General features: G+C 74.4%; 14 protein-coding genes. 8 read left to right on the forward strand and 6 right to left on the reverse strand.

Annotated elements, in window-relative coordinates:
* Window positions 1–21: 21 nt before the first annotated feature.
* From Val02_RS31025 to Val02_RS31035, 3 genes are read left to right on the forward strand one after another with little or no spacing between them, the layout of a single operon-like run.
* Complete coding sequence (locus Val02_RS31025) at window positions 22–1,092, forward strand: LLM class flavin-dependent oxidoreductase (RefSeq protein WP_203902802.1); 1,071 nt, start codon at window positions 22–24, stop codon at window positions 1,090–1,092.
* A gap of 49 nt (window positions 1,093–1,141) precedes the next feature.
* Window positions 1,142–1,645, forward strand: coding sequence for a hypothetical protein (locus Val02_RS31030; protein ID WP_203902803.1), 504 nt, complete (start codon window positions 1,142–1,144; stop codon window positions 1,643–1,645).
* Between the two features lie 13 nt (window positions 1,646–1,658).
* On the forward strand, window positions 1,659–2,504 hold the full coding sequence (locus Val02_RS31035) for a DUF4097 family beta strand repeat-containing protein (protein ID WP_203902804.1): 846 nt from the start codon (window positions 1,659–1,661) through the stop codon (window positions 2,502–2,504).
* Here the strand turns inward: Val02_RS31035 and Val02_RS31040 are convergent.
* The 4 genes from Val02_RS31040 to Val02_RS31055 all read right to left on the reverse strand — a co-directional run bounded on the left by Val02_RS31040 (window position 2,485) and on the right by Val02_RS31055 (window position 6,033).
* Complete coding sequence (locus Val02_RS31040; protein WP_239153463.1) at window positions 2,485–3,198, reverse strand: SDR family NAD(P)-dependent oxidoreductase; 714 nt, start codon at window positions 3,196–3,198, stop codon at window positions 2,485–2,487. The two genes, Val02_RS31035 and Val02_RS31040, sit on opposite strands and share 20 nt — an antisense overlap.
* A 30-nt stretch (window positions 3,199–3,228) precedes the next feature.
* Window positions 3,229–4,182 carry an RNA polymerase subunit sigma-70 gene (locus Val02_RS31045; protein ID WP_203902805.1) on the reverse strand — a complete coding sequence of 318 codons (954 nt, stop codon included), beginning with the start codon at window positions 4,180–4,182 and terminating at the stop codon, window positions 3,229–3,231.
* A 29-nt stretch (window positions 4,183–4,211) separates the two neighbouring features.
* Window positions 4,212–5,027, reverse strand: coding sequence for an RraA family protein (locus Val02_RS31050; protein WP_239153464.1), 816 nt, complete (start codon window positions 5,025–5,027; stop codon window positions 4,212–4,214).
* 142 nt (window positions 5,028–5,169) lie between these two features.
* The gene (locus Val02_RS31055) at window positions 5,170–6,033 is read right to left on the reverse strand and encodes a LysR family transcriptional regulator (protein ID WP_203902806.1); all 864 of its coding nucleotides are present in this window, start codon (window positions 6,031–6,033) and stop codon (window positions 5,170–5,172) included.
* 96 nt (window positions 6,034–6,129) lie between these two features.
* On the opposite strand from Val02_RS31055, the gene Val02_RS31060 reads away from it, so the two are divergent.
* Entirely contained in the window at window positions 6,130–7,500 is a 1,371-nt protein-coding gene (locus tag Val02_RS31060; protein WP_239153465.1) for an MFS transporter, read from the forward strand.
* A gap of 202 nt (window positions 7,501–7,702) precedes the next feature.
* On the opposite strand, the gene Val02_RS31065 is transcribed toward Val02_RS31060, so the two are convergent.
* A complete protein-coding gene (locus Val02_RS31065; protein WP_203902808.1) occupies window positions 7,703–9,103 on the reverse strand; it encodes a hypothetical protein in 1,401 nt (466 codons plus the stop codon).
* A 9-nt stretch (window positions 9,104–9,112) separates the two neighbouring features.
* Here Val02_RS31065 and Val02_RS31070 point away from each other — a divergent pair, with 9 nt between their 5' ends.
* The 4 genes from Val02_RS31070 (at window position 9,113) to Val02_RS48335 (ending at window position 11,876) form a co-directional block, all read left to right on the forward strand.
* Window positions 9,113–10,123 carry a glycosyltransferase gene (locus Val02_RS31070; protein ID WP_203902809.1) on the forward strand — a complete coding sequence of 337 codons (1,011 nt, stop codon included), beginning with the start codon at window positions 9,113–9,115 and terminating at the stop codon, window positions 10,121–10,123.
* A 90-nt stretch (window positions 10,124–10,213) separates the two neighbouring features.
* Window positions 10,214–10,912, forward strand: a complete 699-nt coding sequence (locus Val02_RS31075; RefSeq protein WP_203902810.1) for a GntR family transcriptional regulator — start codon at window positions 10,214–10,216, stop codon at window positions 10,910–10,912.
* A gap of 7 nt (window positions 10,913–10,919) precedes the next feature.
* Entirely contained in the window at window positions 10,920–11,690 is a 771-nt protein-coding gene (locus Val02_RS31080; protein ID WP_203902811.1) for an NAD(P)-dependent oxidoreductase, read from the forward strand.
* A 63-nt stretch (window positions 11,691–11,753) separates the two neighbouring features.
* Complete coding sequence (locus tag Val02_RS48335) at window positions 11,754–11,876, forward strand: hypothetical protein (RefSeq protein WP_275415632.1); 123 nt, start codon at window positions 11,754–11,756, stop codon at window positions 11,874–11,876.
* Here Val02_RS48335 and Val02_RS31085 read toward each other — a convergent pair.
* Window positions 11,825–12,715 (reverse strand): helix-turn-helix transcriptional regulator, encoded by an 891-nt coding sequence (locus Val02_RS31085; protein ID WP_203902812.1) that lies wholly within the window; start codon window positions 12,713–12,715, stop codon window positions 11,825–11,827. The genes Val02_RS48335 and Val02_RS31085 overlap by 52 nt on opposite strands.
* Between the last annotated feature and the right edge of the window lie 5 nt (window positions 12,716–12,720).

Raw genomic sequence — 12,720 nt, forward strand, 5'->3', positions numbered from 1 at the left:
CATAGCGCTATAGTGGGTGTTATGGCCCTCGAACTTCTCTGGTACATCCCCAACCAGGTGCAGCCCGGCCATCGCGGCGACGACGTCGTCGACGGGCACAACAGCCTGGAGACGCTGACCTCGCAGGCGTTGGCGTTGGAGGAGCACGGCTGGGACGGTGCGCTGATCGGCACCGGTTGGGGGCGGCCCGACACGTTCACGGTCGCCACCGCGCTGACCGCCCGGACGACGACGTTCCGGCCGCTGATCGCGATCCGGCCGGGCTACTGGCGCCCTCCCAACTTCGCCTCGGCGTCGGCAACGCTCGACCACCTGAGCGGCGGTCGCGTGCTCGTGAACATCGTCTCCGGCAAGGACGACCTCGCCGCCTACGGGGACAGCGAGGGCGATCAGGCGCACCGGTACGGGCGGACGAAGGAGTTCCTGCGGCTCGTCCGTCGACTGTGGACGGAGGAGGACGTCACCTTCGAGGGCGAGCACTTCCGGGTGAGCGGGTCGACGGTGCTGCCGAGGCCCGTCGTGCGGGGCGCGCGCCGGCATCCCCGGCTCTACTTCGGTGGCGCTTCGGACGCGGCGGAACGGGTTGCCGCCACCGAGGCCGACGTCCAACTCTTCTGGGGCGAACCGCTGGACGGCGTCGCCGAACGCATCGACCGCCTGCGGACCCTGAGCGCGAAGCTGGGCCGCGAGCACGCACCCCTGGAGTTCGGGCTGCGCATCACGACCCTGGTGCGCGACACGACCGAGCAGGCCTGGGCCGACGCGGAGGCGAAGGTCGCGCGGATGGCGGCCGGCGCCGGCCCGGTGCCGTTCGACCCCAACCGTTTCACCGCGGTGGGCCAGCGGCGCCTGCTCGACCTCGCGGCTCGCGGGGAGGTGCTCGACGAGAACCTGTACACCACGCCCGGCAGGTTCGGCGGCGGTGGTGCGGCCACCACCTGGCTGGTGGGCAGTGCCGAGGACGTCGCGCGCTCGCTGCGCAGGTACCGGGCCCTGGGCATCACGCACTTCGTCCTCTCCGACACCCCGTACCTGCCGGAGATCGAGCGGCAGGGCTCGCACCTGCTGCCCCTGCTGCGCGGGAACTCCTGACGATCGGATGCGCTTGCGCGTGGCGCCATACGTGCGCCATGATGGCGCCATGGAGTTGACGCCGTTCGTGGAGCGGGTGCGGCAGGAGCTGCTCGCCGCGGCCGACGCCGCCGGGCCCGAGGGCCGCGCACTGGCCGAGCGCCTCGTCGCCCCGCTGGACTCGGCGCTGCGACTGGTTCTGCTGGCCGCGCTCTCCACTGCCTCCGACGAGATCACCGGCGACCTCGCGCCGGGTTCGGTCGAGGTGCGCCTGCGCGGGACGGATCCGGCGTTCGTGGTGACCCGACCGCCGGCCGACGATTTCGGCGCCATGGTGGCACCATCCATGGCGCCGTCCATGGCGGCCGTGCCGGCCGTCGAGGAGGAGGGCACGACGGCGCGGATCAACTTCCGGCCGCCGGAGCACCTCAAGGCCCGCATCGAGGAAGCGGCCGCGCGCGACGGGCTCTCCGTCAACGCCTGGCTCGTGCGGGCCACCTCCGGCGTGCTCGGAACCCCGGACAACCGGAAGCGTCCGTCGAGCGGCCAGTCGTTCAGCGGCTGGGTCAGCTGAGGAGGGAACGACAATGCCGACCTTCGACACCCCCGCACCGATCCACGCCACCGTCGACGTGATCACCGGCGACATCCGCATCGTGGCGGGCGAACGCCACGACACCGTGGTCGAGGTGCGCCCGCACGACCCGTCCAGTGAGTTCGACGTGCGCACCGCGGCGCAGACCCGGGTCGAGTTCGCCGACGGGAAGCTGCTGGTGAAGTCGCCCAAGCCGCTGTCGGTCTACCTCACCACCCGTTCCACCGGAGTGGACGTGACGGTGGCGCTTCCCGCCGGTTCCCAGGTGAAGGCCCTGACCGGACAGGGAGACGTGCGGCTGGAGGGCACGTACGGAGACTGCACCGTGCGGACCCACCACGGCGACGTGCTCGCCCACCGCACGGCCGACCTGCGCGCCACCACGCTGCACGGCCGGATCTCCGTCGACCGGATCGCCGGCGACGCGCAGATCACCGGCTCCGGCGACGTCGAACTGACCGAGGTGACCGGCGCCGCCCGGGTGAAGAACCTCGACGGCCCCAGCTGGATCGGCCACGCCGGCGGCGACGTCAGCGTCAACTCGGCCCACGGCGACATCACCATCGACCGCGCCGGCCCACGCGTCGTCGCCCGAACGGCCCACGGCAGCGTGCGCCTCGGCGAGGTGGCGCGCGGCGCGGCGGTGCTGCAGACGGCCTCCGGCGCGATCGAGATCGGTGTGCGCAAGGGCACCTCGGCGTGGCTCGACGTGAAGTCCAGTTCCGGCACCGTCCACAGTGAACTGACCGCCGGCGACGGCCCCGCCGGTGGCGACGAGACCGCCGAGATCCGGGCCCGCACGCTCGACGGCGACATCCTCATCCGTCGAGCGGCCTGATCCCCGCGCCGTCGAGCAGGTAACTGTCCGCCACGCTGTCCATCGTGGACAGTGCGACCACCGCCGCGCCGGCGATCGCAGGGGTCAGCGGCGCCGCGAGCCGTGCGACGAACGCCTCAGCCGCGATGCCCTGCCGCGCCGAGTATCCCCGCACCGCGACGTCGCCGACCGTGGTGCCCGGCGCGAGGGCCGGCAGCACGGCCGTGAACGTCGGCCCCCGCGACTCCAGGCGCGCGTACTGCGTGAGCCGGTGCACCATCGCCTTGGCGCCCGCGTAGCCGCCGCTGATCGGTGAGCCGTTCAGGGACGCCTGGCTGCCGAAGACGATCACCCGTGTGCCCGGGACCGGCCTGGTGCGCAGCACCGCACCGAGCCACTCGAACGCGATGCGCGTGTCGGCGTGCCAGTTCGCCGAGAAATCGTCCCAGGTGAGGTCGAGCAGGGCGACACCCGGCGGCACCGCGCCCGCGACGAGCACCAGAACGTCCGGCCGGTACGCGTCGAGCAGGCGCCGCGCGCTCTCCGGGTCGGTCGCGTCGGCGGCCACCGCCTCGACGTCCACAGTGGACAGCGGCGCCACGTCGCGGGCCACGGCGACCACGCGCGCACCCGCCTCGCGGCACGCCTCGACGACCCCTCGGCCGAGCCCCCGACTGCCGCCGACGACCACCACGGTGCGGTCTTTCAGTGTCATGCGAATTCCCCCTGTCCTGTGAACCCCTTGTCACCTGTACAGATCCGCACCGCCCTCGGTAGTCACCGGCTTCAGCCCGAACGTCCCGAACAGCTCGGGGGAGAGGAACACGTGCACGTGCCGGATGCCGCTCGGCGTCACCTCGAGCACCTGGATCGCGTGCGCGTGCAGCGTCGCGTCGGGACGGCGCAGGTAGGTGACGACCGTCGGGCAGCCGTTGGCCTCCGGCGTGCCGCCCCACGACCGGAACCGGCTCGGCGGGTCCAGCACCCACGCCCCGAGGAACCCGGTGACGGCCGCCCGCCCGGCGAACCAGGCCGGGAACGGCGGCATCTCCAGGGTCACGTCCTCGCGCAGCACCTCCCGCAGGGCACCGACGTCGGCGTCCTCGAACGCCCGCACGTACCGGTCGACGAGCGGCCGCACGGCGGACGGCTCGGCGAGGTCGTCCGCCACGGGAGCGGCGCGGGCGAGCCGGTCCCGGGCCCGCAGCAGCGCGCTGTTGACCGCGACGGTGCTCATCTCCAGCGCCTCGGCCACCTCGCCGGCCGGCAGGCCCACCACGTCGCGCAGCAGCAGGACGGCCCGCTGCCGCGCCGGAAGATGTTGCAGCGCGGCAACGAAAGCGAGCCGGATCGACGCCTTCGCGAAGGCGGTGTCGGCCGGCGTCGGCAGCGGCTCGAGCCAGAGCGTGCGGGTGTCCGCGCGCAGTGGGTGCCGCCAGTCCCGCTCCGGTGCGCCGAGCCCGGACGGGAGCGCGCGGCGGCCGCGCTGCTCGATCGCCCGCAGGCAGGCGTTCGTGGCGATGCGGTGCAGCCACACGCGCAGCGACGACCGCCCGGCGAACCGCCCGAACCCCCGCCACGCCCGCAGGTACGTCTCCTGCGTCGCGTCCTCCGCGTCGCCGGCCGAGCCGAGCATGCGGTAGCAGTGCGCGAGAATCTCCGGCCGCAGCGGCGCGGCGAGTGCGGTGAAGTCGTCCACGCCCTAACGATCCGTGGGAACCCCCGAACTCACCGGTCCGAGACGGTGAATGTCAGCCTCGACGGCTCACCGGCTTCCAGGCGGGCGACGTGCTCGGCGAGGTTGACGCACTCGTCGAGCCCGGCGCCCTCGGCCAACCGGGCGGCGACCCGCGCCTCGGTCTCCTTCAGCGCGGCGGCCGCGCTCAGGCACGCCGCCGCCCCGTCCGGGTCCAGCACGACGATGCCGTCCCCGTCGGCGATGACCAGGTCGCCCGGGCGCACCGGCACGCCGCCGCAGGTCACCGGCTCGTTCAGGACGGCGGGGCGCTGGGTGGTGCCGGCCATCGGGGTCACCAGCCGGCTGTAGACCGGCAGCGCGCACCCCGCGACGTAGCCGAGGTCGCGGTAGCCGCCGTCGACGACCAGCCCGGCCAGCCCCTTGGCGAGGGCCGCCCGGGCGAAGAGTTCGCCGGCGAGGGCGGTGGACCTGCCGCCGCCGTCGACCACCACGACGTCGCCGGGCGCCGCCGCCACGACGGCCTGCAGGACCCCGAGGAAGTCGTCGCGGACGCGGACCGTCACCGCCGGGCCGCACATCACCTTTCCGGTCGAACGGCATCGCAGCTCCGGCGACATCACCCGCACACTCCGGTCGACGTCGCAGATGGCACTGGTGTCCGCGCGGGCGGCGAGGGTTCGGATATCGCTCACCCGGTGACGGTAGCGGGCGCGGCGCCACAGGACGGTGACGGTACGGGAGAACGTGTCGTAGGCGCGCGCCGTCGGGGTCACCTCCCGCACCCGGGCCGGTTCGGCGTCGACGGGCAGGGGCAGCGTCGGCAGCCCCTGCCGAGCGAACGGCACGTCAACACCGTCAGGTGCGGACGGTTCGTCGGGTGCGTGGCAAGGCTCGGCAGGCCGGCGTCGCGCAGCAGCCCCCACAACGCGCGACGCTCGGCGATGCCTTTCGTCCCATGAGATCGCCGATCGGGAGCCCTGGATCGGATCAGCGAACCGCGTCGCGCACGAACTCCAGGAAACGCGCCGCCGGCGCCGCCGCCACCCGGTCCGTGCGCCACGTGAGCCCGACGACCCGCTGCGCGGCGGCCCCCAGCGGAACGACCACCGTGGAGACACCCGCCTGCGGCTCCGGCAGCAGCGCCACCCCGAGCCCTGCACCGGCCAGCCCCTCGACGGTGGCGAGGTCCTCGCTCTCGAACGACACCCGCGGCAACAGCCCCTCGGCCGCGTACAGCTCGTCGACGAGTGCGCGGAACCCGAACCCGGTCGGCACCGTCACGAGTTCCTCGTCGGCGTACTCCGGCAGCCGCACCCGCTTGCGCCCGGCCAGCCGGTGCCCGGGCGCCACGGCGAGCACGAGCCGCTGGCGCTGCAACGCGATCCAGCCGTGCGGGCCGGTCGGGCGCGGCCCCATGATGGCCAGTTCGGCGGTACCGGTGGCCAGGTCCTGCAGCAGCTCGTGACTGGGCGCCTGGCGCAGCGTCACGCGTACCCGCGGGGCCGCCCGGCGGAAGTCGCGCAGCAGCGGCGGCACCACCGACGTCGACATCGAGTTGAGGAAACCCAGCCGCACCGTGCCGGAGTCGGGGTCGAGCAGGTCGCCGAGGTCGCGACGCAGCCGGTCGTAGCGTTCGACGATCTCGCGTGCGGCCGCGAGCATGAGTTCTCCGTGCGGGTTGGGATGAACGCCGCGCGCGTCCCGCTCGAACAGGCGGGTGCCGAGCGTGTGCTCCGCGCGGGCGAGCAACCGGGACACGGTCGGCTGGCTGAGCCGCAGCGCGGCGGCGGCGTCGGTGACCCGTTCGTGGCCGGCGAGGGCGATCAGGCGGCGGAGGTCGTCGATCTGCACGGTGCGAGCATACGTGTGTCCTATACGTGAGACGTATGGCCACCATGAAACGAATGCATTGGACGCATGCGCCTGCGTGGGCGCAGAGTCGAGGGAGTGAGTTCCTACCGCCGCATCCTCGTCGCGCTGTTCGCGGCGGGCGTCGCCACGTTCGCGTTGCTGTACAGCACCCAGGCCGTGTTACCCGAGTTATCCGCGGAGTTCGGCGTATCGGCCGGGGCGAGCACGCTGACGCTCTCCCTGTCCACCGTCGGGCTCGGCGTCACCCTGCTCGTCGCGGGGCCGCTGTCGGAGGCGTTCGGGCGCACCCGGCTCATCCACGCCTCGCTGACCCTCTCCGGCCTGGTGGCGCTCGCCTGCGCGGTGGCGCCCGGCTGGCACACCCTGCTCGCGCTGCGGCTGCTGGAGGGCATCACCCTCGCCGGCCTGCCGGCGGTCGCCACGGCCTACCTGCGCGAGGAACTCGACGCCGCCGTGCAGGCCCGCGCCGTCGGCCTCTACGTGGGCGGCACCGCCATGGGCGGGATGGCCGGCCGGCTCGTCTCGGCGATCGTCACCGACGCCACGAACTGGCGCTGGGGCCTCGCCGCCACGGCCGCCCTCGGCCTGCTGTGCGCCCTCGTCGTGCGGCTGGCGCTGCCGCCGTCGCGGCGGTTCGTGCCGGTGCCGGCCCGGCCCCGACAATTGGCCGGCCTGATCCGGCGCGCCGCGTCGGACCCGCGCCTGCTCGCCCTGTACGCCATCGGGTGCTGCGCCATGGGTGCCTTCATCGCCACGTTCAACACGCTCGCGTTCCGCCTGACCGCGCCGCCGTACGGGCTGAGCCTCACCGCGGTCGGGCTGACGTTCCTGGTGTATCCGGTCGGCGCGCTCGGATCGGCGGTGTCCGGGCGGCTGGCCGACCGGTTCGGGCGGCAGGTCGTGCTCCTGGTCGGCTGCGTGGTGACCGGTGCCGGCATCGCGTTGACGCTCGCGGGCCCGTTGGTGATCCTCGTGGCCGGGCTGGCCGTGCTGACGGCCGGGTTCTTCACGGTGCACGGCGTCGCGAGCGGCTGGGTGCCGGCCCGGGCGCACGCCGCCGGGGTCGCCTCCGGGCCGGCCGCGTCGCTCTACCTGGTCGGCTACTACGCCGGGTCGTCCCTCTTCGGCAACGCCGCGGCGGGGGCGTGGAGCGCCGGCGGCTGGGCGGCCGTCGTCGGGCTGGCGCTCGCCCTGGTGCTGATGTGCGCGGCGGCCGCCCTCCGCCTCCGCCCACTACCCACCCCGCCGCAGCTCACCAAGCCGCTCGCCGCCGTGCCGTCCGCCGCGAAGGTCCCCGCCGCGTCGGGCGGTCCCGTGCCGGTCGCCGCCGAGCGGGATCGCGCCGCGTCCGAGGCCGCCGGAGCGGCCGGGGACGTGGCGGTTCAGCTCGGTGAGCGGAGGAATCCCAGGTCCGGGCGGTATGTGGCGGCGGCCGCGCGTCAGTAGGGATGACCGCCGTACGTGACCCGATCCGCCCCGGTCCCGAGCGGCGCCCGCACCAGAGGCCGGCGACCCGTGCGTCACCGCGGAGTGCAGCAGCGTCTGGTGGTGCCGGTCCCGCGCCGCCGCCGGTGCCGGGCCCGGCGTCTCCTCGACCGGTTCGCACCGGCGTCCCTCCGCTCGGCAAACGGGTGCGTCGACCTCCGCGCTACGGCGTGCCGCGGGCAGTGTAAGCGTCGAGCAGGCGTGCCATGACATCCCGGGGGAGGGACGGGTTGGCGGCCGCGGCGTGCGCCGTCTGCTCGTCGGAATGGCGGACGCACGCGTCGAGCGTGTCCGCGTCGGCGCGCGGATGGGCGGCGATCACCCGCAGCGCCCGGCGCAACGGCAGGAACTCCCGCAGCAGGTCGGGCGGGCACCCGGGGTTGCGGGCCACTCGGGTGGCGACCTGGTGGCCGTGGCGGGCGAGCATCGCGCGGAGGCGTTCCTCCGGGATGCCGGGATGTGGGGCGATCGCCTTGACCACCTTGGCGTCCGGGTCGCGCGTGAACCGGTCGACGACGTCCGGCGGGAGATCGCGGCGTTCGGCCACGAGCGCCCGCAGCACCACAGCGCAGCACCGGACCTCGCCGGCGGTCGCGGCCGCGATGCGCGGCAGGAGTGTCGCCCCGATTTTCGTCGTTGAAACGACCTGCGCCAGCACCTCGAGCGCCACGTGCGGATGGTGCGCTACCTGCCGGCGCACCTCGGGATCCGGATCGATGGCGAGGGCCGCGAGGAGGTCCGCGGCGATCGCCGGATTGGCGGCGAGCGTGGACCGCACGCCGGGCACCGGGTCGACGGACAGCCGGCGGTAGGCCTCCTCGGTGAGGTCCACCCGTGCGGCGAGGGCCCAGCGGGTGAACGTGTGCTCCCGGTCGACGTCTACCCCGAACGCCTGCGGCGGCATGGCGGGATTGGCGGCGAGTGCCTGCCGCACGCCGGTCGTGCCGTCCTCGTGCGCACCGGCGCAGTGCCAGCCGGGCGGCGGGTACGCGTTGCCGTCGCAGCCGGGGCAGGAGCCGGCGGGCGGCAGGCTGCCCGTGGCGAGCGCGTCGAGGACCGGCGCCGGGGTGGCGGGGTTGCCCGCGACGGCGTGGCGGACCCGGAGATGCGGGTGGGTGGCGAGGCGTTCGGCCAGGTCGGGTGGGAGGTGTGCGGCGTGGCCGACCGCCGCCACCACGTCGATGTCGGCGTCCCCGGCGAGCGCCCGCAGGATCTCGACGGGTGTCCCGGCGGCCTCGGCCAGCCGCTCCCGCACCCGCGCGGTGCCGTCCTGCGCCGGGCTCCGCAGCCAGGCGTGTGCGGCGGCGCCGGCGTCCGCCAGTGCGAGCACCACCTCCGGGTCGCCCGGGTCGACGTCGGCCGTCGTGACGAGTCCGCGGCGGGCCAATGCGGCCAGCGTCCACGGCTCGTTGCCGGCGGCCAGCACCCGCACGTGCGCCGCCGACAGGTCGTCCCGCTCGGCGAGCCGCTGCCCGATCCCCGGCCCGGCCACCATCACGAACCGGTCCAACAGGTCCGTCGGCAACGCGGGATTGATGGCCAAACCGTGCAGTGCCCCCGTCACGCAGCCAGCATGCCCGATAGGTTCTTGCGGGTGCGCGTTCTTTTCGTCGGCCTCGGTTCGGTCGGGCACACGTATCCGATGGTGCCGCTGGCGAGGGCCGCCCGGGCCGCCGGCCACGAGGTGCACTTCGCCGTGGGTGAAGCGGTGCACCCGGAGCTGGCCGCCGAGGGGCTGCGGCCGTTCCGGCCGGCTGACGCGTTCTACGGGATCTACGCCGAGGATCTGGCGCCCGAGCTGGAACGGCTCCGCCCCGACCTGGTCGTACACGGCTGGGGTGTGCCGGACGCGGCCGTCGCGGCGCGGCGCGCGGGAATTCCGAGCCTGTGGCACGGGTTCGGGCGGATGTTCGCGGAAGGGATCGGGCTGGAGTCCCCGGTGCGGGTCGCCCCGGGGTTGCCGCACGTCGACATCTGCCCGCCGTCGCTGCAGGACCCCGCGTTCCTGTCCACTGTGGAACGCCTGCCGCTGCGGCCGGTCCCGTTCTCCCCGCCGGATCCGGGCTTCCCGGTGGAGAGCGCCGGCCCGCTGGTGTTCGTGACGCTCGGGACGGCGTTCGGGACGGCGGAACTGCTCGACACCGTCTTGCGTGGACTGTCCACAGTGGATGCACGCGTGGTGGTGGCCGCCGGCCGGGTGGACCCCGCCGAGGTGAGCGCCGCCGCGCCGAACGCCACCGTGCACCGCTGGGTGCCGCAGGCGGCCCTGATGCCGCACGCCGACGTCGTCGTGCACCACGGCGGCAGCGGCACCACGCTCGGGGCGCTCGCCGCCGGGGTGCCGCAGGTGCTGCTGCCGCAGGGCGCCGACCAGTTCGGCAACGCCGACGCGGTGCGGCGGGTCGGCGCCGGCGGGTGCCCGGATCCGGCGGGCGGCCCGGAGGCCGTGCGGGAGGCCGTCGTGCGGCTGCTCGCGCGCACCGCCCCCGAACGCGACGCCGCCCGCGCCGTCCGGGACGAGATCGCCCGCATGCCCTCGCCGGCCGAGGTGGCCGGCGACCTCGCGTCGTACGCGACCGGTTGACAGAGCGGGAGCACGCGGCCGGTTGACGAACGGGCGGGCCGATCGCGGGGTATTCTACGGGCGCCGATGCCCCACGACGACCGAGGACGCATGTCGCCCGAGCACGAAGCCGACAGACGCCGCACGACGCGGCCGGGCAGCGGGACCACTGCGGCGGACACCCGTGACGCGCTGCGCCAGGCGATCCTGAGCGGTGAGTACCTGCCCGGCGAACGCCTCGTCGAGGCCCAGCTGTGTGAGCGTTTCGGCGCGAGCCGGTTCACGGTGCGGGCGGCGATCCAGGAGCTGGCCGGCGAGGGGCTGGTCGAGGTTCAGCGCAATCGTGGTGCCCAGGTGCGCAAGGTCTCCCTGGAGGAGGCCGTCGAGATCACCGAGGTCCGGATGGTGCTGGAAGGGCTGGTGGCCGCCCGCGCCGCGGAGAAGGTGACCGACGCGCACTCGGCCGAGTTGGCGGAGATCGGTGCGCTGATGCGCGAGGCGGTGGCCGCGGGGGAGTTCCGCCGGTACAGCGATCTCAACCAGCGGCTGCACGCCCTGATCCGCACGGTGGCCGGGCATCGCACCGCCGACGGGATCATCGAGACGTTGCGCGGTCAGTTGGTGCGCCACCAGTTCATGCTGTCGCTGTTGCCGGGGCGGCCGCACGTGTCGTTGCCGCAGCACGAACGCGTCATCGCCGCCGTCCGCGACCGCGATCCGAAGGCGGCGGAGGCGGCCATGCGCGAGCACATCGCCAGCGTCATCGAGGCGCTGCGTTCGATGGAGGCGCTGGGGGTCAACAGCCGTTGAGGCAAGCATGACGACCGTGTTCGCCGTGCTCGGGCTCGGTGAGGCGGGCAGCCGGTTCGCGGGCGACCTGGTGCGCGCGGGCGCGACGGTGCACGGCTACGACCCGCGCGTCGCGGCGCCGGAGGGCGTGCGCCCGTCCCGCGACGAGGCCGACGCGTGTCGCGACGCCGACGTGGTGCTGAGCGTCAACAGTTCCGCCGACGCGCTAACGGCGCTGGCGGGCGGCCTGCCGGGGTGCCGTTCCGGGGCGATCTGGGCGGAGCTGAACACCGCCTCGCCGGCGCTGAAGGAGAAGGTGGCGGCCGTCGCGGGCGACCGGGTCGAGGTCGTCGACGTGGCGATCATGGCGCCGGTGCCGGGGACCGGGCTGCGGACGCCGCTGTCGGTCAGCGGGCCGGCCGCGGAGCGGTTCGCCGCGTCGGTGCGGGCGTTCGGCGCGCGGGTCGAGGTCGTCGCCGGCCCGGTCGGTGCCGCCGCGACGCGCAAGCTGCTGCGCAGCGTCTTCTACAAGGGCATGGCCGCCGCCGTGGTCGAGGCGCTGACCGCCGCGCGGGCCGCCGGTCTCGAGGAGTGGCTCCGGGGGAACATCGCGGGCGAACTGATCCGCGCCGACGCCTCGACGCTCGACCGGCTGGTCGACGGCTCCCGCACGCACGCCCGCCGGCGCACCCATGAGATGGCGGCGGCGGCCGAACTGCTCGACGCGCTCGGCGTCCCGCCCCGCATCGCCCGCGCCAGCCGCGACTGGCTGACTGACCTGGACACCCCGGGGGAATAGTCCCCTCGTGGGGAGGACGTTGATCGGCTGCGCCGCGCGTTCGACCGGGAAAGGCTCCGAAGCGTGGGGATCGACCCGGCGGGTGCCGACGACCTGGACGGGGCGATCGCCCATCACCGCACGCTGCGCGACTTCTACCTGAGCGCGGGATCGGCCGGCCGGGCGGTGCCGCTGCTGATCATCTGACCGTCGGGGAAGCGCTCCGTGCCGAGCACCGAGAGCAGCCGCAGCTTCTCGAAGCTCTCGCTGCGCGGCGCGGCGGTCAGCACCAGCAGCACCTGCGACCGGTCCTCGGTGAACAGCGCCTGACAGTCCACCTCGATCGGCCCGAGCCGCGGATGGATCAGCGTCTTGTGGTCCTCGAACCGGCGCGCCACCTCGTGCCGCTCCCACACCTCGGTGAACTCCTCGCTCTCCCGGTGCAGCAACCGCACCAGTTCGTCGGCGCGCGATCCGGCGCCGGCCGGGCCGTGCGCGGCACGCAGGCCCGCGACGAGCGCACGGCCCTGCCGGGCCCGGTCCTCCGCCGGGTAGATCAGCCGCTCCTCGGGCCGGGTGAACCAGCGGTAGACCGCACTGCGCGCCGGCCCGGTCAGCTCCGTGGCGTCGCCGAAGAGCGCGGCGGCCATGCCGTTCTGCACGAGGGTCTCGCCGAGGTCGGTGAGGATCAGGGCCGGCGAGTCGTCGAGCCGGTCCAGCACCCGCAGGAGCGTGGGGGCGATGTGCGTCGCCGCGACGGCCGGCGTCGGCGCGCCGTGCCCGGCGAGGCGGAACAGGTAGTCGCGCTCGTCGGTCGTCAGCCGCAGCGCCCGGGCCAGGGACGCCAGCATCTGCTCGCTCGGCTGCGGGCCGCGGCGCTGTTCGAGCCGGGTGTAGTAGTCGGTGGACATGACGGCGAGGGCGGCGACCTCCTCGCGCCGCAGCCCCACCGTGCGCCGGCGCACCCCCGCGGAGAGCCCGACGTCCTCCGGTCGTAACGCCGCACGGCGTCGGCGCAGAAAGTCGGCCAGCGTCGCCCGTTCCATCGGAT

It is taken from the genome of Virgisporangium aliadipatigenens, assembly GCF_016863615.1.
Taxonomy (GTDB): domain Bacteria; phylum Actinomycetota; class Actinomycetes; order Mycobacteriales; family Micromonosporaceae; genus Virgisporangium; species Virgisporangium aliadipatigenens.